Below are 22741 nucleotides of genomic sequence, written 5' to 3'. Positions count from 1 at the left end.
CTGCGTCAATCACGCGATCTCTTCTTGGTGAAAACCCTGGCCCATCCCCGTATTCTGATGAAACGCAACATATAAACCGTCACATTCTGCCGCTGTTGGTTTCATGCGCGGAATGGGCATAGAAGAGAGGGTCTATGAAAAATTCCAGTTTGCGTAGGGAACTGCTGTGGTTCGTATTTGCCATCGGCGCGGCCGTGCTGGCCCTGGGCGCCTGGGACGCCTGGGAGCGGCGGGCCGAGATGGTGGCGCAGCGCAAGACCGAGCTGCGGCATGTGCTGGACCTGGCGTCCAGCATCGTGCAGAACGGCAAGCGAGGCGTGAGGGAGGGGCTCACGCTGGAGCAGGCGCAGCGCAATGTCGCCCAGCGCCTGGCGCAGCTGCGCTATGGCGCCGACGGCTATGTGGGCGCGTTCCGCGATGATTATTCACTGCTGGTGCATCCGGATCCGAAGCTGGTCGGCACCAATGTGCGGGAAACGCGCGACGCCGAGGGCAAGCCGATCTTCGAGGATCTGTATGCGCAGGGCAAGGCCGGCGGCGGCTATGTCGATTACCTGTTCCCACGGCCGGGATCGGACGAGGCCCTGCCCAAGATCAGCTACGCGGTCTATGAACCCGAATGGGGCTGGCTGCTGTTCACCGGTCTGTATGTGGATGACGTGGACGCGGCATTCCGCGCCACGCTGTGGCGCCAGGGCGGCGTGACGCTGGGCTTGCTGGCGGTGGTGCTGCTGGCGGCGCTGCGCTTTTTCCGCACGCACATCATCCGTCCGCTGGACGAGGCGGTGGTCGTGTGCGAGCGGGTGGCGCAGGGCGATCTGTCCAGCATCGTGTCGCGCCATCACCGGGGCGAGATCGGCCGGCTGTTCGACGCCATGGCGCTGATGCAGGAACGCCTCGACGTGGCGGTGCGCACCATCGTGCATTCCACGGGCTCGATCGCCGCGGCCTCGCGCCAGATCGCCGCCGGCAGCATGGACCTGCACGACCGCACCGAGAAGCAGGCGGCGGCGCTGGAGCAGACGGCGGCCAGCGTGGAGCAGATCACGGCCACCGCCAAGCAGAGCGCAGATCACGTACGCGAGGTGAGCGCGCTGGCCGGCGAGTCGGCGCAGTTGGCGCGCCAGGGCAGCGAGGAAACCCAGCACGCCATCGACGCCATGCGCGAGATTTCGCAAAGCTCGCAGCGCATCGACGAGATCATCCGCCTGATCGACGAGATCGCGTTCCAGACCAACATCCTGGCGCTCAACGCCGCGGTCGAGGCGGCGCGCGCGGGCGAGCAGGGCAGGGGTTTCGCCGTGGTGGCGGGCGAAGTGCGGGCGCTGGCGCAGCGCTCGGCGACCGCGGCCAAGGAAATCAAGGGCCTGATCGAGGCGTCCTCCGATTCGGTGGAGCGCGGCAGCCAGCGCGTGGAGCAGGCCAGCGCCACCATGGGCAGCGTGCTGGAATCGGCCCGCAACAGCGCGCCGCTGATGGGCGAGATCGCCACGGCCTCGGCCGAGCAGAGCGTGGGCATCGAGCAGATCAATCAGGCCGTCACGCACCTGGACAGCGTGACGCAGCAGAACGCCTCGCTGGTGGAGGAGTTCGCCGCGTCGGCCGCCACGCTGCACGACCAGGCCGACGACCTGGCCCGCGCCGTGTCGGTGTTCAAGCTGTCTGCAGCCTACTAGGCGTGCACTGGACCACGCTCATGGCCCGCTGCAGCCGCGCGCTCAGTTCGCGGCTGGCGCTGGTCATGGGCGGGCGCAGCTCGTCCGCGATCAGGCCCTGCAGGGCCAGCGCGCGCTTGATCGGCGCCGGATTGGGCTCGGCGAACAACAGCCGGATCAGGCCGCGCAGCGGTTCGAACAGCTCGCGCGCCGCTTCGGCGTGGCCGTCGCGCGCCAGCTGCATGACCTCGACGTAGCGCTCGGGATACAGGTGCGCCGCGGCGGGAATGGCGCCGCGTCCGCCCATCTGGAAGTGATCCAGGAAGGCCAGGTCCTCGCCGCAGAGGACGTCCATCCTGCCGCGCGCGTTGAGCGCGGACAGCAGCGAGGGATTGCATTCCTTGACCGAGCCGAACTGCGGCAGCGCGGCCAGCGTTTCCATGGTCTCCACCGTCATCGCAACGCCCGCGCGCTTGGGGATGTTGTACAGGATGACGGGGCGTTCGGTGGCCCAGGCGATCTGGCGGTAGTGCCACAGAATGCCTTGCTGCGACGGGCACAGGTAGTACGGCGGCGGCACCAGGTAGCCGGCCGGGCTCAGCTTGTCCAGGCGGCGGATGGCCGCCGCAACGCCGCGCGTGTCCACGCCGCCGGCGCCGAACACCAGCGGCAACGCGTGCGGATCGGTGCGGATGGCTTCGATCATGTCGATCTTCTCCGGCAGGCTCAGCAGGTTGCCTTCGCCGGTGGAGCCGAACAGGACCAGGCCGGCGATGCCGGCGTTGCGATAGTAGCGGGCCAGCGCCTGGGCGGCCTCGCAATCCACGTGTCCGGCGCGCATGGGCGTGACCATGGGCAGCCAGATGCCTTCGAAGACGGGGCGGGCGGGCATGTCCATGGCTCAATGCCTCCGCGCGGAACCGGCCAGCAGCACCGGGCCGAATTCGGCGCGCGGCAGGCCGGACATGACCGCGTGCATGATGGCATCGACCTGGTCGCGCGCGCATTGCAGCTGCACGGCGGTCTGGCCGTGCTGGTGATCGACTGCAAGCACGTAGACGCCGATGCGCGCGCCCAGCGCACGATGCAGCGCCAGCCGCAGGTTCAGCGCGTCCAGGCTGTCGATCCGGATGGTCAGCGACACGTCCGCCGGCGCGTGGCGCGGCGGCATCCGGGACGCGGGATTGAAGGCTGGAGAGGCGGCGCGAGCTTGTCGAGGAATCATGGCGTGGGGCCGGGCGGAGCCGGAAAACGTGTTTCCGGGGTACCGGCTTGGGGTGGTTGACGACGCTTCCACTATAGGAAGCGCGTCGTAAATCCTGCCGATAAATGCGGGCGTGGCGCGTAAAAACCGCGTCAACGCCCGGCGGGCTCAGAACGTCTTGGTCAGCGACAGCAGCCCGGTGGCGCGGCCCATGTAGCGGCCCTTGCTGTTGGTGTAGGCGCCACGGTCGGCGTTGGTGTCCAGATAGGCCAGCGACACGGCAAAGCCTTGGCCGAAGTCCTTGGTCAGGCCCAGCTTCCAGTCCGTGTAGGAACCGTTGTCCACGTTGCGCACCGTCTGCCTGCCCACGTGCGCGTTGACGGTCAGGCCCCAGATGCCGGTGTCGAAGTTGCCGGACAGGTCGAAGTACTGGCTGTACTTGCTGTCGGCGGCGCCGAACAGGTTGGTCAGGGCGATGGAGTACTTGAACATCACCGGGCCGTAGCCCAGGCCGGCGTACAGCTCGGTGGTGTCGGGGCTGGTGTAGCCGGACGGGTAGTCGCCGGGATAGTAGTACTGCATCACGCCCAGGTCGAAGGGCACGCTGGGCGTCAGTTCGCCTTTGTAGCCGCCGTAGAAGTCCATTTCCACGGGCGCCGAGACGGCGCTGTTGCTGTCGCCCAGCCAGCTGATGCTGGAGTTCCAGTTGCCCAGGTACAGGCCGCTGGAATGCGCCAGGTCGAAACCGCCCTGGATGGCGGGCTTGTTGTTGGTCTGCATCAGGCCGCGATAGCGGTACTGGCTGGCCAGCGTCACGTTGGCGCTCAACGTGAAATCGGATTGCGTGGATTGCGGGGCGGGCGCCTGCTCGGCATGCGACGGCGCGGCCAGCGCGATCAGCGCCAGGGCGGCCAGGGTGTTGCGGGACATCGGAATGCTCCATGCGTTGAACGGATCGCAACGATAGGAGAAGCCGCATAAACGCCGAGACAAGAGTGGCGCCGCGCGCGTAAAAGCGCCGTCAATGCCGCGCCCGGCGGAGGTCAGCCGGCGAAGCGGTAGCCGACGCCGATCTCGGTCAGCAGGTACGCGGGCTGGGCCGGATCGGCTTCCAGCTTCTGGCGCAGGTGCCCCATGTAGATGCGCAGGTAGTGGTTGCTTTCCACATGCGAGGGACCCCAGACCTCGCGCAGCAGTTCGCGGTGCGTCATGACCTTGCCGCGATGCGCCAGCAGGGCTGCCAGCAGGCGATACTCCATTGCCGTCAGGTGCACATGCAGGCCGTTGCGCTCGACCACGCGCTTGGCGAAATCCACGCGCACGTCGCCGAAGCTGATCTCCGACGCGTTGCCCGCGCCGCCCCGGGCGTGCCGCCGCAGCAGCACGCGCAGCCGCGCCAGCAGCTCGCTGACGCCAAAGGGCTTGGTCAGGTAGTCGTCCGCGCCGGCATCCAGCGCCGCCACCTTGTCGGCCTCGGCGCTGCGCGCCGACAGCACCAGCACCGGCACCTCGGTCCAGCCGCGCAGTTCGCGGATCAGCGTCATGCCGTCCTCGTCGGGCAGGCCCAGGTCCAGCACGATGGCGTCGGGCTGGCGGGTGCCGGCCTCGATCAGGCCGCGCTTGACGGTGTCGGCCTCATGCACCGTGCAGCCCTCGCTTTCCAGGGCCTGGCGCACGAAGCGCCGGATGTAGTCGTCGTCCTCGATGATGAGCACGGTGGGCTGGTAATCGAACATGCGTGGCGGGACTCAGGGAGTTTCGGGTTGGATGGCGGGCGGTTCGCCCAGCGGCAGCGTGAAGACGAATTGCGCGCCGCTGGGCCGGCCCGGCGCGTGCTCGACCCAGATGCGGCCATGGTGGGCGGTGACGATGGCTTCGCACACCGCCAGGCCCAGGCCCACGCCAGGCGTGGCGGATTCGCGTTCGCCGCGGGTGAATTTCTGGAAGATCCGGCGCTCGGCGCCGGCGGCGACGCCGGGGCCATTGTCGCAGACCGCGATGCGCAGTTCCTTGTCCTGCACGGTCGCGCCCAGCTGGATGGCGCTGCCGGCCGGCGTGTACTTGGCTGCGTTCTCCAGCAGATTGCAGAGCACGCGCTCGATCAGCACGCCGTCGCATTCCACCAGAGGCAGCTGGGACAGGCTGGACACCGTCACCTGGTGCGCGGCCAGCGGCTCGCGCATGGCGGCCAGCGCCGCGCCCACCAGTTCCTCGACCGACTGCCATTCCAGCCGCAGCGGCGTGTCGCCGCTTTGCAGCCGGGCCATGTCCAGCAGGTTGGCCACCAGCGCATGCATGCGCTGGGCCTGGTCGCGCATCGCGCGGATGGTGTCCTGCACATCGGCCGGCAGCGCCGCCTGCTGGCGCGCCAGGGTATCGGTCATGCCGACCAGGCTGGTCAGCGGCGTGCGCAGGTCGTGCGACACGGCGGCCAGCAGCGAGTTGCGCAGCTTCTCGGATTCCATGCTGACCAGCGCCTGCTGCGCCACCTCGACATAGTGCAGGCGCTCGAGCGCGATGGCGATCAGCGTGGCGTAGGCCTCGATCTGGCGCCGCGACTCGGGATTGGAGAACAGGCTGCGGCGCGGCGCGGCCAGCGCCAGGACGCCGCGCGTGCGCATGGGGGCCTTCAGCGGCAGGTAGAGCAGCTCGCTGTTGGACAGGGTGGCGGTGCCGGCGCCGGCGGGCTGGCCATGGTCATAGACCCACTGCGCCAGCGCCGATTCCAGCGGCGGCATGTCGTCGGCGGCGGGCGAGGCAAGCTTGAGCCGGTCGTCCAGTCCCTGGATGTACAGCGCGCAGCGCGAGCCGAAGGTGGCATGGACGAACAGGCCGGCCGAGGCCACGATCTGCTCGGGCAGCAGGGCCGACGACAGCTCGCGCGCGAATTCATACAGGCTGCGGGCGTCGGCCTCGCGCTTGACCGAGACCTGGGCCTGCAGGCGCAGCCCGGCGGTGAGCTGGCCGATCAACAGGCCCACGGCCAGCAGCACGCCGAAGGTCAGCAGGTACTGCACGTCCGACACCGCGAAGGACGCCAGCGGCTGCACGAAGAAGAAATCGAACAGGCCCACGCTGACCACCGAGGCCAGCGCCGCCGGCCCGCGTCCGTGCCTGACGGCCACCGCCACCACCGCCAGCAGGAACAGCATGACGATATTGGTCTGGTGCAGCGCCGGAAAGGCCAGCGCCGACAGCGCCGTGGCGATGGCGCAGTAGCACAGCGCCCAGGCGTAGCCGGCCAGGGGGCGGCCGCCGCGTTCGTCGGCCGCCTGGCGCGCGCGCTGGCCCAGGGTCAGCGGGTCGCGTCCCGGCGCGGCGCTGGCCGGCAGCGGCGGCGCGCCCAGCCGGATCACGTCGATCTCCGGGCAGCCGGCGGCCAGCATGTCGGCGAAGCTGTGGCGGCGCCACAGCCAGCCCGGCGACAGGGCCGCGTTGAGCAGGGCGGACGCCGACAGTCGCAACCGCAGCAGGCCGCTGGCGCGGGTGCGGCCGACGACGGCCTTGGTGATGTTGTGGCGGCGCACGTAGCGGACCATGGCTTCGACCATGTCGCCGCCGGCGAGTGTTTCGGCGCGCGCGCCCAGCGTGTCGGCCAGCGCCATCGCGCGCTGTAGCCGCTCCTGGGCGCTTTGTGGCGCGGGCGCGGCGCGCGCCGTGTCGACCGTCACCACGTGCAGGTCGCATTCCAGCTGCTGGCTCAGGCGGTGGGCGCTGCGGATGACGTACTCGGCGTCCTCGTCGGCGCCGATGCAGGCGACCACGGCCTCGCGCGTGCGCCAGACCGGCTCGATCGCGCGGTCGCGGCGGTAGGCCTGCACATCGTCGTCCCCGTGGGCGGCGGTGCGGCGCAGCGCCAGTTCGCGCCGCGCGATCGGGTTGCCCTTGCGGGAGAAGGTGCGGGTGGGGTGGCGCGCCTGCGCGGGCCGGGAGACCTTGCCTTCCTTCAGGCGGCGCAGCAGCTCGTCGGCCGACAGGTCCACCAGGATGACTTCGTCGGCGCCGTCGAAGACCTCGTCGGGCACGGTTTCCCAGACCCGCACGCCGGTGATGCTGCCGACCGCCTCGTTCAGGCTGTCCAGGTGCTGCACGTTCAGCGTGGTCCAGACATCGATGCCGGCGGCCAGCATTTCCTCGATGTCCTGCCAGCGCTTGGCATGGCGCGAGCCGGGCGCGTTCGAGTGCGCCAGCTCGTCCACCAGCGCCAGCGCCGGACGGCGCGCCAGCGCGCCGTCCAGGTCGAACTCCTTGAGCACATGGCCACGATAGGCCACGTCCTTGAGCGGCAGCGTCGGGATGCCGTCCAGCAGGGCGGCGGTCTCGCGGCGGCCATGGGTTTCGACGATGCCGGCCAGCACGTCCACCCCCTGCGTCGCCTGGGCGCGCGCCGCGACCAGCATGGCGTAGGTCTTGCCCACGCCGGCCGAGGCGCCGAAATAGACGCGCAGCTTGCCGCGCACCGCCTGGCGCGCGGCGTCGTCCAGCGTCTTCAGGAGCGCGTCCGGATCGGGACGCTCGTCAGCGGTATCGGCCATGGGCGCGCGGCTTCGAGGATAAAAGGGCTGGCAATACTATACCCAGGCGCACGGCCGTCAGCGCCGGGGCGCCAGCTTGTCCAGCGCCAGGTTGAGCTTGAGCACGTTGACGGCGGGATCGCCCAGCAGGCCGATCCAGGGCTTTTCGGTGTTCGCCGCGACCAGCGCGTCGACTTCGGCGCGCGGCAGGTTGCGCGCGCGCGCCACGCGCGCGGCCTGGTAAACCGCCGCCGCCGGGCTGATGTGCGGGTCCAGCCCGCTGCCCGAGGCGGTGACCAGGTCCACCGGGACCGGCAGCGGATTCTCCGGATCGGCGGCCTTGAGCAGGGCGATGCGGGCCTGGATCGCCTCGGCCAGCGCGGGATTGCGCGGACCCAGGTTCGAACCGCCCGAGCCGGCCGCGTTGTACGGCATGGGCGCGGTGGCCGACGGCCGGCTCCAGAAATACTGCGGCGAGCTGAAGGACTGGCCGATCAGCTCCGAGCCCACCACCTTGTCGCCGTCGCGGATCAGCGAGCCAGCGGCTTCGTGGGGAAAGACGGCGGCGGCGATGCCGTTGGTCAGGAAGGGATAGGCCAGGCCGGTCACCAGCGACAGCGCGGCGAACACGACCAGGGCCGGGCGCAGGATGCCGCCTTGGCGCGGCAGGGCATGGATGGCTTGCTTCATGATGAAATTCTCCTAGTGTTGCGGATCAGACCCAGCCCAGCGCGGCCAGCACCATGTCGACCAGCTTGATGCCGACGAAGGGCACCAGCAGGCCGCCCAGGCCATAGATCAGCAGGTTGCGGCGCAGCAGCACCGCGGCGCCCAGCGGCCGGTAACGCACGCCCTTGAGTGCCAGCGGGATCAGCACCACGATGATCAGCGCGTTGAAGATCACGGCCGACAGGATGGCCGAGGCCGGCGTGGTCAGCGCCATGATGTTCAGCACGTTCAGCTGTGGATAGACGGTGGCGAAGGCGGCCGGGATGATGGCGAAGTACTTGGCCACGTCGTTGGCCACGCTGAAGGTGGTCAGCGCGCCGCGCGTCATCAGCATCTGCTTGCCGATCTCGACGATCTCGATCAGCTTGGTGGGATTGGAGTCCAGGTCCACCATGTTGCCGGCTTCCTTGGCGGCCTGCGTGCCCGAGTTCATGGCCACGGCCACGTCGGCCTGCGCCAGCGCCGGCGCGTCGTTGGTGCCGTCGCCGGTCATGGCCACCAGCCGGCCTTCGCCCTGGTAGGCGCGGATCAGCTTGAGCTTGGCTTCCGGCGTGGCCTCGGCCAGGAAGTCGTCCACGCCGGCCTCGGCCGCGATGGAGGCGGCGGTGAGCTTGTTGTCGCCGGTGATCATCACGGTCTTGATGCCCATGCGGCGCAGCTCGGCGAAGCGCGACTGGATGCCGGGCTTGACGATGTCCTTGAGCTCGACCACGCCCAGTGCGCGGTTGCCGTCGCTGACGAGCAGGGGCGTGCTGCCGCGCCGCGCCACATCCTCGGCCAGGCGCAGCACCGTGTCGGGCACGGAGGCTTCCTGCGCCTGGAGCCAGGCGGCCACGGCGTCGACCGCGCCCTTGCGGATCATGCGTTCGCCGACGTTCACGCCGCTCATGCGCGACTGGGCGGTGAAGGGCACGAATTCGGCGGCGGCCAGGTGCGGCGCGGGCGCGTGGATGGCCTTGTCGGCCAGCGCCACGATGCTGCGTCCTTCGGGCGTTTCGTCGGCCAGCGAGGCCAGGCGGGCGGCGTCGGCCAGCTCGCGCGACGAGACGCCGGGCGCCGGCAGGAAAGTGGAGGCCTGGCGGTTGCCGAAGGTGATGGTGCCGGTCTTGTCCAGCAGCAGCACGTCCACGTCGCCGGCGGCTTCCACCGCGCGGCCGGAGGTGGCGATGACGTTGGCGCCCATCATGCGGCTCATGCCGGCCACGCCGATGGCCGAGAGCAGGCCGCCGATGGTGGTCGGGATCAGGCACACCAGCAGCGCCACCAGCACCGTCACGGTCACCGCCGTGCCGCCGCCGGCGGCCGAGACCGCGTAGATCGAGAACGGCATCAGCGTGACCACCACCAGCAGGAACACCACCGTCAGGCCCACCAGCAGGATGGTCAGCGCCAGTTCGTTGGGCGTCTTCTGGCGCTTGGCGCCTTCGACCATGGAGATCATGCGGTCCAGGAAGCTCTCGCCGGGATCGGCCGCGATGCGCACGAAGATCCAGTCCGACAGCACCCGCGTGCCGCCGGTGACGGACGAGAAGTCGCCGCCGGATTCGCGGATCACGGGCGCGGATTCGCCGGTGATGGCGCTTTCGTCGACGGACGCCACGCCGGCGATCACCTGGCCGTCGCCGGGGATGGTGTCGCCGGCCTCGACCAGCACCACGTCGCCGCGGCGCAGCAGCCCGGAGGGCTGGCTGACGGCCTGGCCGCGCCAGGCGTCGGGCGTGGCGCGGCTGGCGTCGGCGTCCTTGAAGCCCTTGAGCAGGCGCGCGGCTATGGTGGTGCGCAGGCCGCGCAAGGTGGCGGCCTGCTGCTTGCCGCGGCCTTCGGCCAGGGCTTCGGCGAAGTTGGCGAACAGCACGGTGAACCAGAGCCACACCGTGATCGCCAGGATGAAGCCCGCCGGGGCCTCGGCCTGGCCACGCAGCGCCATGATCCACAGGACCGTGGTCAGGATGCTGCCGACGTAGACCACGAACATGACGGGGTTCTTCATCTGCGCGGCCGGCGAGAGCTTGCGCAGGCTGTCCAGCAGCGCCGGACCGACCAGCGCGCTCGACCACATGCCGAACTGGCGTTCATGGGCGCCGCTGGACGCGGCGCGGGCGGCGCCGCCTCCGGCGCCGGTCGTAGAAGTTTCAATCTTGGCCATTTTCATTCCTAGCCGTTGGTGTTCAAGTTGTCTGCGGCGCTGGCGAGCCATCCACAGCATGGAGAAGCTCGCCGCCTCGCGGGGCCGCGCGGATCCGGCTTTGCCGGTCCGCAGCGGCGCCCCCTTGAGGGGGAAGCGCGCAGCGCTTCGGGGGTGGGCTTCATCATTAGCGGAGCAGGTGCTCGGCGACGGGGCCAAGCGCCAGTGCAGGCACGTAAGTCAGCGCGCCCACCAGCAGCACGGCGCCGATCAGCAGCACCACGAACAGCGGGCCGTGGGTCGGCATGCTGCCGGGGCCGGCGGGCAGGCGGCGCTTGGCGGCCAGCGAGCCGGCCATCGCCAGCACGGCGACGATGATGGCGAAGCGGCCGAACCACATCGCCGCGCCCAGCAGCACGTTGTAGAAGGGCGTGTTGGCGGACAGGCCGGCGAAGGCGCTGCCGTTGTTGTTGGCCGCCGAGGTCAGGGCGTACAGGATTTCCGAGAAACCGTGGATGCCCGGATTGAGCACGCCCGCCTGGCCGGCGCTGACCGACACGGCCAGCGCCGTGCCGCCCAGCACCAGCAGCGGCGTGGCCAGGATGACGATGGACACCATCTTCATGTCGTAGGCCTCGATCTTCTTGCCCAGGTATTCCGGCGTGCGGCCGATCATCAGGCCGGCGATGAACACCGCCAGGACGGCGAAGGCCAGCATGCCGTACAGACCGGAGCCGACGCCGCCGTAGACCACCTCGCCCAGCTGCATCTGCAGCATCGGCGTCACGCCGCCCATGGCGTTGAACGAGTCGTGCATGCCGTTGACCGCGCCGCAGGACGCCGCCGTGGTCACGGTCGCGAACAGAGAGGTGGCGGCGATGCCGAAGCGGGTTTCCTTGCCTTCCATGTTGCCGCCGGGCGAGAAGGCCGAGAGTGCGCTGTCCGCGCCGGCCTGCGTCGCCATCGGATTGGCCTGTTGCTCGAAATAGCCGACGTTGATCGCGAAGGCGACGAACAGCGCCGTCATCGCCGCCAGCACCGCGATGCCCTGCTTGCGGCTGCCGACCATCTCGCCGAACGAGAAGCACAGCGCGGCCGGGATGATCAGGATGGCCAGCATTTCCAGGAAGTTCGCCAGCGGCGTGGCGTTCTCATAGGGATGAGCCGAGTTGGCGTTGAAGAAGCCGCCGCCGTTGGTGCCCAGCAGCTTGATGGCTTCCTGCGAGGCCACGGGGCCCATCGCCAGGGTCTGGGTCTGCGTGACCGCCGGGTCGGTGACCGGCTGGCCGGCCGCGTCCAACACAGGCTGGCCCTGCGCGTCCACGCGCGGCTGGTCGTAGTGCAGCGCCTCGACGGTCTGCGCCTCGACATAGGGGCTGAAGTTCTGGATCACGCCCTGGCTGACCAGCGCCAGGGCCAGGATCAGCGACAGTGGCAGCAGCACATACAGCGTGCTGCGGACCATGTCGGTCCAGAAGTTGCCCAGCGTGGCGCTGCAATGGCGCGCCAGCCCGCGAATCAACGCGAACAGCACGGCGATGCCGGTCGCGGCCGACACGAAGTTCTGCACCGTGAGCGCCAGCATCTGCGTCAGGTAGCTCATGGTCGATTCGCCGCCGTAGCCCTGCCAGTTGGTGTTGGCGACGAAGCTGATGGCGGTGTTCAGCGCGGAGTCGGGCGATACCGGGCCCATGCCGGCCGGGTTCAGCGGCAGCATGCCTTGCAGGCGCTGCAATGCGTAGACGGCGATGATGCCGAGGATGTTGAAGGCCAGCACCGCCAGCGCGTAGCGCTTCCAGCCCATCTCGGCCTGCGGATCGATGCCGGACAGCCGGTAGATGATGCGTTCCAGCGGACGGCCCCAGGCGGTCCAGCGGGACTGCCCGTCCTCCATGGCGATGCGGATGTAGCGCCCGAGAAATGGCGCGAGGGCGAGCAGGACTGCCAGATAGAGCACGAGCAGTCCGATGTATTGGGCGTTCATCAGAACTTCTCCGGTTTGAACAGGGCGACCAACAGGTACACGAACAGGGCGGCCGCGGTCAGGCCGCTGAGCCAGTAGAGCCAGCTCATGATTGGTCTCCCGAAGACAGGGCTGCGCACAATCCCAGCAGGGCGTAAGTCAGCCCGGCCATGACGGCGAAGATGGCGATATAGATGGCATCCACGTTCTTTCCTCCCGGGAGCGTCGCTCCCTGCGTGCGTCGGGCCGTGCGCGGCTAAAGGGGATGCGGGCCGCGCAGGCGCAATGACCAATCAGGACAGCGGCAGGTTACGGAGCGGGGGGTAAAAACGGGGTATAGCTTTGGCTGGCGGGTGTAAACGGGATATAAAAACCGGCGCGGACCGCCCCGTGGCGGGGCGTGGCAGCCAGGCGCGCCCGGATGCGGGCGCGGCGGCGCCAGGATGGGGAGGGCGCCGCAAACCGGGTCTTGCGGCAAGGCCGTAAACGGACGCCGGCTCGCGGGTATCCGGAAAAATCCCAAAGGTTGGGACGGGTTGGGTGATTTGCACCATTGTGGTGCCGGTTATATGTAAATGAATGCGCCGAATTAGGGCATTCCCCTAGTGTGACAATCCCGCGTCTGGTGCAGAATCTCGTCCCATGCAGGTGAGGAGACAAGCCCTGCATCATGGGCACGAGACCGGCGGCACCGGTACATAAAAAAAGTAAAGCAGTATCAAAAAAAGCAAAACGCACAACGGCTGGCACCAGGCAGTGCCGGCCGTTGTCGCTTAAAGCGTCCGGAATTGCATGCTCCGGCGCGGCGGGCGCCGCGTTTCGCGATATTCAGGCCAGGTTGTCAAAACTCGCTATGCCCGAATCCCGCGTTCCCCCCGCATTCCCCTCCAGTCCCTATTGGCGCCGCAACTTGCGGCTGATCGCGCTATTGCTCGCGCTCTGGGCCGGGCTGACCTTCATCCCCTCGTATTTCGCCCGCAGCCTGTCCTTCGACTTCCTCAACTGGCCATTCTCGTACTGGATGGCGGCCTATGGCGCGCCGCTGGCCTACCTGATCATCATCGCGGTCTACGCCGGGGTGATGAATCGAGCCGACCGTCGCGCCGAGCGCGAGGGGGACCGCTGATGCCGTTCTTCAGCGGAGACACCCCGCAGGAATTCAGTTTGCGGCTGCGGCGCATCTATGTCTTGTACACGGCCGGTTTCGCGCTGCTGATCCTGCTGATGGCACTGGCCGAGATCCTGGGCATGCCGCGCAACTGGATCGGCTATGTCTTCCTGCTGGTGACCGTGAGCCTGTACGCCGGCATCGGCATCGTCTGCCGCACCTCTGACCAGGTCGAGTACTACGTCGCCGGACGGCGCGTGCCGGCCATCTACAACGGCATGGCCACGGCGGCCGACTGGATGTCGGTGGCGTCCTTCATCGGCGTGGCGGGCACGCTGTACCTGACCGGCTACGGCGGGCTGGCCTACATCATGGGCTGGACCGGCGGCTACGTGCTGGTGGCCATGCTGCTGGCGCCCTATCTGCGCCGCTTCGGCCAGTACACCATCCCCGATTTCATGGGCGCGCGCTACGGCGGCAACCTGCCGCGCCTGGCCGGCGTGGCCTGCGCCATCCTGTGTTCCTTCACCTATCTGGTCGCCCAGATCTACGGCGTGGGCATCATCACCACCCGCATGACCGGCATCTCGTTCGAGCTGGGCATCTTCGTGGCGCTGGGCGGCATGCTGGTCTGTTCCTTCCTGGGCGGCATGCGGGCGGTGACCTGGACCCAGGTCGGGCAGTACATCATCCTGGTGATCGCCTATCTGGTGCCGGTGGTGTGGCTGTCGGTCAAGCACACCGGCACGCCGGTGCCGCAGGTCTCGGCCGGCATCGTGCTGCAGCAGGTGGCCGAGAAGGAAAGCTATCTGCTGAACGACACCGGCGAGATCGAGGTGCGCCGCATCTGGCAGGAGCGGGCCGACGAGATGGGCCAGCGCATCGCCGCGCTGCCCGAGTCCTGGACGCTGGAGAAGGACAAGCTGCGCAGCCGGCTGGCCCAGCTCAACGCCTCCGACGCGCCCATGGTGGAGATCCGCTCGCTGGAGCGCGAACTGGCCTCCTATCCGCCGAATGCCGAGGAGGCGCGCGCGGCCTGGTCGCAGTCCAGGGCCCTGTTCGAGGCGCGCGCCGCGCCGCCCACGCCGCATGCCGAGCCGTTTCCGGCCAAGGACGCGGAAGAGCGCAGCAACATGCGCACCAATTTCCTGGCGCTGGTGCTGTGCCTGATGCTGGGCACCGCCGGCATGCCGCACATCCTGATGCGCTCATACACCACGCCCTCGGTGAGCGAGGCGCGGCGCTCGGTGTGCTGGTCCCTGCTGTTCATCCTGCTGCTGTATTTCATGGCGCCGGCGCTGGCCCTGCTGGTGAAATACGAGGTTTACACGCAGGTGGTCGGCTCCAACTTCCTCAGCCTGCCCAACTGGGTGCACGCCTGGAGCGCGGTCGACAGCAACCTGCTGGACGTGACCGACGTCAACCGCGACGGCATCGTGCAGCTGGGCGAGATCAGCATGGGGGCGGACGTGGTGGTGCTGGCCATGCCGGAGATCGGCGGGCTGCCCTATGTGATTTCCGGGCTGGTGGCCGCTGGCGGGCTGGCCGCTGCGCTGTCCACCGCCGACGGCCTGCTGCTGACCCTGTCGAACTCGCTGTCGCACGACATGTGGTACCGGGTGGTGTCGCCGCGCATGCCGGCGGCGCGGCGCGTGATGGCGTCCAAGATCCTGCTGCTGGCGGTGGCGTTCGGCGCGGCCTGGGTCGCGGCGCGCAAGCCGGCCGACATCCTGTTCATGGTGTCCGCCGCGTTCTCCTTCGCCGCCTCGTCCTTCTTTCCGGCATTGGTCATGGGCGTGTTCTGGCGGCGCGCGAACAAGTGGGGGGCGACGCTGGGCATGGCGGCGGGGCTGCTGGTCACGTTCTCCTACATGACGCATACCCAGCCCTGGCTGCGCGAATGGGTGCTGGGCATCTCGCGCAGCGAGCCGATCACGCTGTGGTGGGGCATCCAGCCCATTGCCGCCGGCGCGTTCGGCGCGCCGGTGGCCTTCCTGACCATCATCGTGGTGTCGCTGCTGACGCCGCCGCCCGACCGGGCCACGCTGGCGCTGGTCGATTACCTGCGCCAGCCGGGCGGAGGCACGCCACCGGCCGGGAACGGTTAGTGTGCTGTCCCGCAGATACGCCCGCACGAAATCCACCCATAGCCGCCATGGCGTCGTTGCAAATCCTCGCGATACCTACGGGTATCGCTGCGGTTTGCGCCTAGCCCTGACGTCTATGGATGAATTTCGTCATGCGGACGTACCTACGGGACAGCACACTAGCGCGGGCAGGCTGGCGTGGGGCTCAGTGGGAAACGGACTTCGAGAAGACGTTCATCACCACCACGCCGGCGATGATGAGGCCCATGCCGATCATTGCCGGCGCGTCCAGGTGCTGCTTGAAGAGCAGCGCGCTGACGATGGAGATGAGCACGATGCCCACGCCCGACCAGATCGCGTAGGCGATGCCGACCGGCACCTCGCGCAGCGTCAGCGACAGGAAATAGAACGACACCACGTAGCCGAACACCGTCACCACCGACGGCAGCAGCCGGGTGAAGCCGTCCGAGCTTTTCAGGGCGCTGGTGGCGACGATCTCGGCCAGGATGGCCACGGCCAGGTACAGCCATTTCATTTGCGTCCTCCCTCGGCCTGGCGCAGCAGCACCAGCAGGGCGCCGGCGCCGCCTTCGCGCTCGGGCGCCTCGGAAAACGCCAGCACCTCGTTCTTCTGCACCAGCCAGGTGCGGGCCTTGTCCTTGAGCACCGGCTCCAGTCCCTCCGAGCCGTAGCCCTTGCCGTGCACGATGCGCACACAGCGGATGCCGTGTTCCTGGCATTCATCCAGGAAGGACAGCAGGGCATGGCGGGCCTGCTCCACCCGCAGGCCGTGCAGGTCGAGTTCGGCGCCCGCGCGCCACTGGCCACGGCGCAGGTTGCGCGCCGTGTCGGGTGCGGCGTCGCCGCGCACGAAGGCGGTGCCGCCCTCGGACAGCAGATGGATGACTTCGCCGCCGTCGGACACGCCGGCGTCGGCGCGGGTCGGGGTCTCGCCCAGCGCGTTGGCGCGGCGCAGGGCCGGCGCGGGCGCCGCCACGGGCTTGTGCTCGACGCGGGCGTCGCGCTTGATCGGGGTGACGGACCGCAGGCTGCGCCGTAGCGCCTCGGCATCGTCGGCGGGATTGGCGGACTCGGCCGCCGGCTTGCGCGCGGCGGCCGCGGCCGAGGCGCGAGCCAGCGTGGCGCGCTGGCGCTCGGCCTCCAGGTCCTTCTTCAGGCGCTTCAGGTCGGCCAGGCCGACTTTGCTGCCTTTCATTACTGGCCTTCGCTCTCCAGCCAGCGCTGGGCATCCAGCGCGGCCATGCAGCCGGTGCCGGCGCTGGTGATGGCCTGGCGGTAGACGTGGTCCTGCACGTCGCCGGCGGCGAACACGCCGGGCACCGAGGTCATGGTGGCCATGCCGGACAGGCCGCTCTTGGTGACGATGTAGCCGTCTTTCATTTCCAACTGGCCCTGGAAGATGCTGGTGTTGGGCTGGTGGCCGATGGCGATGAAGGCGCCGGTGACCTTCAGGTCCTCGGTGGCGCCGGTGTCGACGTGGCGCACGCGCACGCCGGTCACGCCGCTGTCGTCGCCCAGCACTTCTTCCAGCGTATGGAAGACCTTGAGCTCCATGTTGCCGTTCTCGACCTTGGACATCAGCTTGTCGACCAGGATGGGCTCGGCGCGGAACTTGTCGCGGCGGTGGATCAGGGTGACCTTGCGGCAGATGTTCGACAGGTACAGGGCTTCCTCGACGGCGGTGTTGCCGCCGCCCACCACGACCACGTCCTGGTTGCGGTAGAAGAAGCCGTCGCAGGTGGCGCAGCCCGACACGCCGCGGCCCATGAAGGACTCTTCGGACGGCAGGCCCAGGTACTTGGCCGAGGCGCCGGTGGCGATGATGAGCGCGTCGCAGGTGTAGACCTTGCCGCCGTCGCCGTTCAGCGTGAACGGGCGCTTGGACAGGTCGACGCTGGCGATGTGGTCGAACAGCATTTCGGTGTTGAAGCGCTCGGCGTGCTTCTGGAAGCGCTGCATCAGGTCCGGACCCTGCACACCGTCGGCGTCGGCCGGCCAGTTGTCGACATCGGTGGTCGTCATGAGCTGGCCGCCCTGGGCCAGACCTGTAACAAGTACGGGGTTCAGATTGGCGCGCGCGGCATAGACGGCGGCCGTGTAACCGGCGGGGCCGGAACCAAGTATCAAAACTTTAGCGTGCTTGGGCGTGGAGGTAGGCGTGGACATGGGCAGGTATCTTTAGATTGACGCCCAATTATAATGAGCCGCATGCCGCGTATCTCGAATGCCTCTCCACGCGCCTCGCGCAATACCCGCAACGGACCTTCCCCGCTGCAGACACGACTATCCTCGCTGCTGCGCGAGGCCCGCTGGATCCTTTTCGCCGCCCTGGCGGCCTGGCTGACCCTGGTGCTGGCCACCTGGAACGCCGCCGATCCCGGCTGGTCGCACTCGGTGCCCGCCGGCGCGGTGCACAACCGCGGCGGCATGCTGGGCGCCTATCTGGCCGACATCCTGCTCTATCTGTTCGGATTTTCCGCCTGGTGGTGGGTGGTGTTGCTTTTGCACCGCGTCCGGGCCGGCTACCGCCGCCTGGCCAGCCAACTTAAAGTTACCAATGGTAAGCAACCCGAAGTCCTGCCCCGCGTCCACTGGGAAGAGGGCATCGGCTTCTTCCTGCTGATGGTCGGTTCGCTCGGCATGGAGGCCCTGCGCCTGCCCAGCCGCGGCATGCACCTGCCCGGCGCGTCCGAGCACGCCAGCGGCGCGGGCGGCGTCATCGGCCACACCCTGGCCGACCTGATCGGCCGCAGCATCGGCTTCACTGGCAGCACGCTGGCCTTCCTGGTCATGCTGGCCATCGGCCTGAGCCTGTTCTTCTCGTTTTCCTGGCTGAACATCGCCGAGCGGGTCGGCGCCTGGATCGAAGGCATGGTGTTCCGCGTGCGCAGCTCCTATGCCGCGCGCGAGGACCGCAAGGTCGGTGAAGTGGCCAAGGCCGTGCGCACCGAGCAGGTGGTGGCCAAGCAGGAAAAGCTGGTCCATGAGCAGCCCGTGCGCATCGAGCCCGCCATCACCGTGGTGCCCAAGTCCGAGCGCGTGGAAAAGGAAAAGCAGCAGTCGCTGTTCTTCGCCCCGCCGCCGGGCGCCGAGGGCGACCTGCCCGCCATCAGCCTGCTCGATCCGCCGCCGCCCAACCAGGAAACCGTGTCGGCCGAGACCATCGAATTCACCTCGCGCCTGATCGAAAAGAAGCTGGCTGACTTCGGCGTGTCCGTCACCGTGGTGGCGGCGCAGGCCGGCCCGGTCATCACGCGCTACGAGATCGAGCCGGCCACCGGCGTCAAGGGCAGCCAGATCGTCAACCTGGCCAAGGACCTGGCGCGCGCGCTCAGCCTGGTCAGCATCCGGGTGGTGGAAACCATACCCGGCAAGAACCTGATGGGCCTGGAGCTGCCCAACCCGCGCCGCCAGATGGTCAAGCTGTCGGAAATCCTGGGTTCGCAGACCTACCACGCCAGCCACTCGGTGGTGACGATGGCGCTGGGCAAGGACATCGCCGGCAATCCGGTGGTGGCCGACCTGGCCAAGATGCCCCACCTGCTGGTGGCCGGCACCACCGGCTCGGGCAAGTCGGTCGGGATCAACGCCATGATCCTGTCGCTGCTCTACAAGGCCGACGCCTCGCACACCCGCCTGATCCTGATCGACCCGAAGATGCTCGAAATGAGCGTCTACGAAGGCATTCCGCACCTGCTGGCGCCGGTGGTCACGGACATGCGCCAGGCCGGCAACGCGCTGAACTGGTGCGTGGGCGAAATGGAAAAGCGCTACCGCCTGATGAGCAAGATGGGCGTGCGCAACCTGGCCGGCTACAACACCAAGATCCGCGACGCCATCAAGCGCGAGGAACCCATCCCCAATCCGTTCTCGCTGACGCCCGACCAGCCCGAGCCGCTGGCGCCGCTGCCCACCATCGTGGTGGTCATCGACGAGCTGGCCGACCTGATGATGGTGGTGGGCAAGAAGATCGAAGAGCTTATCGCGCGCCTGGCGCAGAAGGCGCGCGCCGCCGGCATCCACCTGATCCTGGCCACCCAGCGCCCCAGCGTGGACGTGATCACCGGCCTGATCAAGGCCAACATCCCGACCCGCATCGCCTTCCAGGTCTCGTCCAAGATCGACTCGCGCACCATTCTTGACCAGATGGGCGCCGAAACCCTGCTGGGCCAGGGCGACATGCTCTACATGCCGCCGGGCACCGGCCTGCCGGTGCGCGTGCACGGCGCCTTCGTCGGCGACGATGAAGTGCACCGCGTGGTCGAGAGCCTCAAGGCCCAGGGCGAGCCGAACTACATCGAAGGCCTGCTCGAGGGCGGCCTGGACGGCGACGGCGCGGAAGGCGCGGGCAGCGTCACCGGCATCGGCGGCGACGCCGAATCGGATCCCATGTACGACCAGGCCTGCGAAGTGGTGCTCAAGCACCGCCGCGCGTCCATCTCGCTGGTGCAGCGCCATCTGCGGATTGGTTACAACCGCGCGGCCCGGTTACTGGAGCAGATGGAGCAATCGGGTATGGTGTCGGCGATGCAGTCCAATGGCAACCGGGACATCCTGGTGCCGGCCGCAGCCCGAGAGGAAGCATGATGAAGATGTTCCAAGGCCTGGCCGCCGCGGCGGCCCTGTGCATGGCTTCGGCCCTGGCATCCGCGCCCGCCGCGGCCGCCAGCGCGCAGGAGCAGCTGCGCGATTTCGTGGGCAAGGTGAACGCGGCCACCGGCTCGTTCTCGCAATACACGGTGAACGCCCAGGGCCGCACCCAGCCGGCGCAGACGGGCACGTTCTCGTTCCAGCGCCCGGGCAAGTTCAAATGGGCGGTGCAGAAACCCTATGAACAGCTGGTGATCTCCGACGGCGCCAAGGTCTATCAATACGATCCGGACCTCTTGCAGGTGACCGATCGCAAGGTCGATGCCGCCATCGGCACCTCGCCCGCCGCGATCCTGTTCGGCTCGGGTTCGCTGGAGCAGTCGTTCGAGGTGTCGGCGCTGCCGTCCAAGGACGGCCTGGATTGGCTGCGCGCCAAGCCGCGCAACGCCGACGCCGGTTTTTCGCGCGTGGACATCGGCCTGAAGGACAACCTGCCGGCGCGCGTCGAGCTGCTGGATTCCTTCGGCCAGACCACGCGCGTGGACCTGTCGGGCATCACGCCGAACCCGTCGATCGGCGCCAAGGAATTCCAGTTCACCGCGCCCAAGGGCGTGGATGTGGTCAAGATGTAAGGCGGCCTAGGTGGATGCAGGCGACGCCACGCCGCCCCAAAAGCAAACGGCCTCACGAAAAATCGTGGGGCCGTTTGCTTTGGCACACTACAAGAATGGAGGCGCGTGCGCCGGCGTCGCTAGCCAGGCCGCGCGGATCCGGCTCCGCCGGTCCGCAGCGGCGCCCCCCTGGGGGGGAAGCGCGCAGCGCTTCGGGGGGGGCTACTTCTTATACGCCACGCAATCGATCTCGACCTTGGCGTCGACCATCAGCGGCGATTGCACGCAGGCGCGCGCCGGCGGGTTTGCGCCGAAGTATTCCTTGAACACCTTGTTGAACGACGGGAAGTCGCGCGCGTCGTCCAGCCACACGCCGCAGCGGACCACGTGCTCGGGGCCGTAGCCGGCTTCCTTCAGGATGGCCAGCACCTGCTGGATGGCCTTGTGCGACTGGGCCACGGTGCCGCCTTCGATGACTTCGCCGTTTTCCATGGGGACCTGGCCCGAGACGTATAGCCAGCCGTCGGCGGCCACGGCGCGCGCGAAGGGCATGTGCGAGCCGCCCTGGCCGGTGCCGCCGGCCACGCCGTAGCGGGTGATGCCGTTGCTGTCGGTGGTGGAGGAATTGCTCATGATGTGCTCCTTGCTTAGAGAGTGGGAGAGGACGCCGCCGCGAAGCTCGCGCGCAGGTCGCCATTGCGCGGCAGCCAGCGGCCGGCGCGTTCGCCGGTGGGCTGCCCGTGTAGATAGGACAGGGCGCCGTTGACCCAGACCGCCTCGATGCCGGCCGCCGCCTGCACCGGATCGGCGAAGGTGGCGCGGTCGATCACGGTGTCCGGATTGAACAGCACCACGTCGGCGTGATAGCCCTCGCGGATCAGGCCGCGTCCGGCCAGGCCGTAGCGCGCGGCCGACAGGCCGGTCATCTTGTGCACCGCCTGGTTCAGAGGGAACAGGCCGGCGTCGCGGCTGTAGTGGCCCAGCACGCGCGGGAAGGCGCCCCACAGTCGCGGATGCGGCATGGGATCGTTGGGCAGGCCGTCCGAGCCCACCATGGTGAGCGGGTGCGACAGCACGCGCCGTACGTCGTCCTCGTGCATGTTGTGATAGACGGCGCCGGCCGGCTGCAGGCGCCTGGCCGCTTCCAGCAGCGTCACGTTCCAGTCGGCGGCGATCTCGGCCAGCTTGCGGCCGGCCTGGTCCGGGTGCGGCACGGACCAGTTGATGATGATGTCGAACTCGTCCGTGACCTGCTTCAGGTCCAGCGTGGACGAGCTGGCGGAATAGGGATAGCAGTCGCAGCCCACGCGCTGCATCTTGCCGGCGTTCTCCAGCTTGAACAGCACTTCCTTCGTGCGGCCCCAGTTGCCGGCGCCGGCACATTTCAGGTGCGACACCACTACCGGCACGCGCGCGTGCAGGGCGATGTCGAACGCTTCCTGCATGGCTTCCAGGATGGCGGCGAACTCCGAGCGCAGGTGCGTGGTGTAGAGCGCGCCGAACTCGTCCAGCGCCTCGGCCAGCAGCTTGACCTCTTCGGTGTCGGCCTCGATGGCCGAGCCGTAGGCCAGGCCGGTGCTCAGGCCGATGGCGCCGTGCGCCAGCGCCTCGCGCAGCTGCTCGCGCATGGCCAGGACCTCGTCGCGGGTGGCGCTGCGGTCCAGCCGGTCCATGTGGTTATTGCGCAGGGCGGTGTGGCCCACCAGCGCCGCCACGTTCACCGCCGGCTGCGCGGCCTCGATGGCGCGGGTGTAGTCGGCGAAGCTGGGATAGCTGAAATCCTCGCGCGCGCCCAGCAGGTTCATGGGATCCGGCGGTTCGCCGCGCAGCGAGACGGGCGAGGCGCTGATGCCGCAATTGCCCACCACCACCGTGGTCACGCCCTGCGAGAGCTTGGGCAGCATGCCCGGCGTGCGGATGACGTTGGTGTCGTCGTGCGTGTGCACGTCGATGAAGCCGGGCGCCAGCGCCAGGCCGTCGCCGTCGACCACGTGCCGCGCCTGGGCGCCGGGCAGCTCGCCGATGGCGGCGATGCGTCCGCCTTCCAGCGCCACGCTGGCGCGGTATTCGGCCTGGCCGCTGCCGTCCAGCACGCGCACGTCGCGTATGAGAGTGTCAAACATCTTCTGTTCCAG

The 22741-nt window shown here is 68.5% G+C and carries 19 protein-coding genes; 5 read left to right on the top strand and 14 right to left on the bottom strand.

Going from position 1 to position 22741, the window contains the following annotated elements; all coding sequences use genetic code 11:
- Positions 1 to 134 precede the first annotated feature (134 nt).
- A complete protein-coding gene (locus KDH83_RS08770; protein ID WP_212314499.1) occupies positions 135 to 1676 on the top strand; it encodes a methyl-accepting chemotaxis protein in 1542 nt (513 codons plus the stop codon).
- Here the strand turns inward: KDH83_RS08770 and dapA are convergent.
- The 9 genes from dapA to kdpF form a co-directional block, all read right to left on the bottom strand.
- The gene (gene dapA, locus KDH83_RS08765) at positions 1654 to 2553 is read right to left on the bottom strand and encodes a 4-hydroxy-tetrahydrodipicolinate synthase (RefSeq protein ID WP_212314497.1); all 900 of its coding nucleotides are present in this window, start codon (positions 2551 to 2553) and stop codon (positions 1654 to 1656) included. The genes KDH83_RS08770 and dapA overlap by 23 nt on opposite strands.
- 3 nt (positions 2554 to 2556) lie before the next feature.
- Positions 2557 to 2826 (bottom strand): hypothetical protein, encoded by a 270-nt coding sequence (locus KDH83_RS08760; protein WP_103276339.1) that lies wholly within the window; start codon positions 2824 to 2826, stop codon positions 2557 to 2559.
- A gap of 201 nt (positions 2827 to 3027) precedes the next feature.
- The gene (locus KDH83_RS08755) at positions 3028 to 3789 is read right to left on the bottom strand and encodes a TorF family putative porin (protein ID WP_212314496.1); all 762 of its coding nucleotides are present in this window, start codon (positions 3787 to 3789) and stop codon (positions 3028 to 3030) included.
- Positions 3790 to 3902: 113 nt separating this feature from the next.
- Positions 3903 to 4595 (bottom strand): two-component system response regulator KdpE, encoded by a 693-nt coding sequence (gene kdpE, locus KDH83_RS08750; RefSeq protein WP_212314490.1) that lies wholly within the window; start codon positions 4593 to 4595, stop codon positions 3903 to 3905.
- 12 nt (positions 4596 to 4607) lie between these two features.
- Positions 4608 to 7394 carry a sensor histidine kinase KdpD gene (locus KDH83_RS08745; RefSeq protein ID WP_212314489.1) on the bottom strand — a complete coding sequence of 929 codons (2787 nt, stop codon included), beginning with the start codon at positions 7392 to 7394 and terminating at the stop codon, positions 4608 to 4610.
- A 57-nt stretch (positions 7395 to 7451) separates the two neighbouring features.
- Positions 7452 to 8063, bottom strand: a complete 612-nt coding sequence (gene kdpC, locus KDH83_RS08740; RefSeq protein WP_212314488.1) for a potassium-transporting ATPase subunit KdpC — start codon at positions 8061 to 8063, stop codon at positions 7452 to 7454.
- Positions 8064 to 8088: 25 nt separating this feature from the next.
- Positions 8089 to 10248, bottom strand: a complete 2160-nt coding sequence (gene kdpB, locus KDH83_RS08735) for a potassium-transporting ATPase subunit KdpB (protein ID WP_212314487.1) — start codon at positions 10246 to 10248, stop codon at positions 8089 to 8091.
- A 166-nt stretch (positions 10249 to 10414) separates the two neighbouring features.
- Positions 10415 to 12211, bottom strand: a complete 1797-nt coding sequence (kdpA, locus tag KDH83_RS08730) for a potassium-transporting ATPase subunit KdpA (protein WP_212314485.1) — start codon at positions 12209 to 12211, stop codon at positions 10415 to 10417.
- Positions 12211 to 12300: a K(+)-transporting ATPase subunit F gene (gene kdpF / locus KDH83_RS08725; protein WP_103272882.1), complete on the bottom strand. Its 90-nt coding sequence runs from the start codon at positions 12298 to 12300 to the stop codon at positions 12211 to 12213. Before kdpF ends, kdpA begins: the two co-directional genes overlap by 1 nt.
- 743 nt (positions 12301 to 13043) lie before the next feature.
- On the opposite strand from kdpF, the gene KDH83_RS08720 reads away from it, so the two are divergent.
- Together KDH83_RS08720 and KDH83_RS08715 are read left to right on the top strand one after the other, a co-directional pair.
- On the top strand, positions 13044 to 13316 hold the full coding sequence (locus KDH83_RS08720) for a sodium/substrate symporter small subunit (protein ID WP_212314483.1): 273 nt from the start codon (positions 13044 to 13046) through the stop codon (positions 13314 to 13316).
- Positions 13316 to 15406, top strand: coding sequence for a sodium:solute symporter family protein (locus KDH83_RS08715; protein ID WP_212314481.1), 2091 nt, complete (start codon positions 13316 to 13318; stop codon positions 15404 to 15406). Before KDH83_RS08720 ends, KDH83_RS08715 begins: the two co-directional genes overlap by 1 nt.
- A 184-nt stretch (positions 15407 to 15590) precedes the next feature.
- Here the strand turns inward: KDH83_RS08715 and KDH83_RS08710 are convergent, their stop codons facing one another.
- The 3 genes from KDH83_RS08710 to trxB are packed head-to-tail and all read right to left on the bottom strand — an operon-like array spanning position 15591 to position 17571.
- Positions 15591 to 15920 carry an SMR family transporter gene (locus KDH83_RS08710; protein ID WP_212314478.1) on the bottom strand — a complete coding sequence of 110 codons (330 nt, stop codon included), beginning with the start codon at positions 15918 to 15920 and terminating at the stop codon, positions 15591 to 15593.
- Complete coding sequence (locus tag KDH83_RS08705) at positions 15917 to 16600, bottom strand: Smr/MutS family protein (protein ID WP_212314472.1); 684 nt, start codon at positions 16598 to 16600, stop codon at positions 15917 to 15919. The genes KDH83_RS08710 and KDH83_RS08705 overlap by 4 nt, the downstream gene beginning before the upstream one ends.
- Entirely contained in the window at positions 16600 to 17571 is a 972-nt protein-coding gene (trxB, locus tag KDH83_RS08700) for a thioredoxin-disulfide reductase (RefSeq protein WP_212314463.1), read from the bottom strand. Before trxB ends, KDH83_RS08705 begins: the two co-directional genes overlap by 1 nt.
- A gap of 42 nt (positions 17572 to 17613) precedes the next feature.
- On the opposite strand from trxB, the gene KDH83_RS08695 reads away from it, so the two are divergent.
- Together KDH83_RS08695 and lolA are read left to right on the top strand one after the other, a co-directional pair.
- A complete protein-coding gene (locus KDH83_RS08695; protein WP_212314462.1) occupies positions 17614 to 19992 on the top strand; it encodes a DNA translocase FtsK in 2379 nt (792 codons plus the stop codon).
- Positions 19992 to 20627, top strand: a complete 636-nt coding sequence (lolA, locus tag KDH83_RS08690) for an outer membrane lipoprotein chaperone LolA (RefSeq protein ID WP_212314520.1) — start codon at positions 19992 to 19994, stop codon at positions 20625 to 20627. Before KDH83_RS08695 ends, lolA begins: the two co-directional genes overlap by 1 nt.
- 201 nt (positions 20628 to 20828) lie before the next feature.
- On the opposite strand, the gene KDH83_RS08685 is transcribed toward lolA, so the two are convergent.
- Together KDH83_RS08685 and KDH83_RS08680 are read right to left on the bottom strand one after the other, a co-directional pair.
- Positions 20829 to 21239, bottom strand: coding sequence for a RidA family protein (locus KDH83_RS08685; protein ID WP_212314459.1), 411 nt, complete (start codon positions 21237 to 21239; stop codon positions 20829 to 20831).
- Positions 21240 to 21253: 14 nt separating this feature from the next.
- Positions 21254 to 22729, bottom strand: a complete 1476-nt coding sequence (locus tag KDH83_RS08680; protein ID WP_212314456.1) for a D-aminoacylase — start codon at positions 22727 to 22729, stop codon at positions 21254 to 21256.
- Positions 22730 to 22741 lie beyond the last annotated feature (12 nt).

The organism is Achromobacter sp. Marseille-Q0513 (assembly GCF_018195695.1).
Lineage (GTDB): Bacteria > Pseudomonadota > Gammaproteobacteria > Burkholderiales > Burkholderiaceae_B > Achromobacter.
Note: the sequence above shows the minus strand (reverse complement) of the source record. Positions and strands in the feature narration are given on the sequence as shown.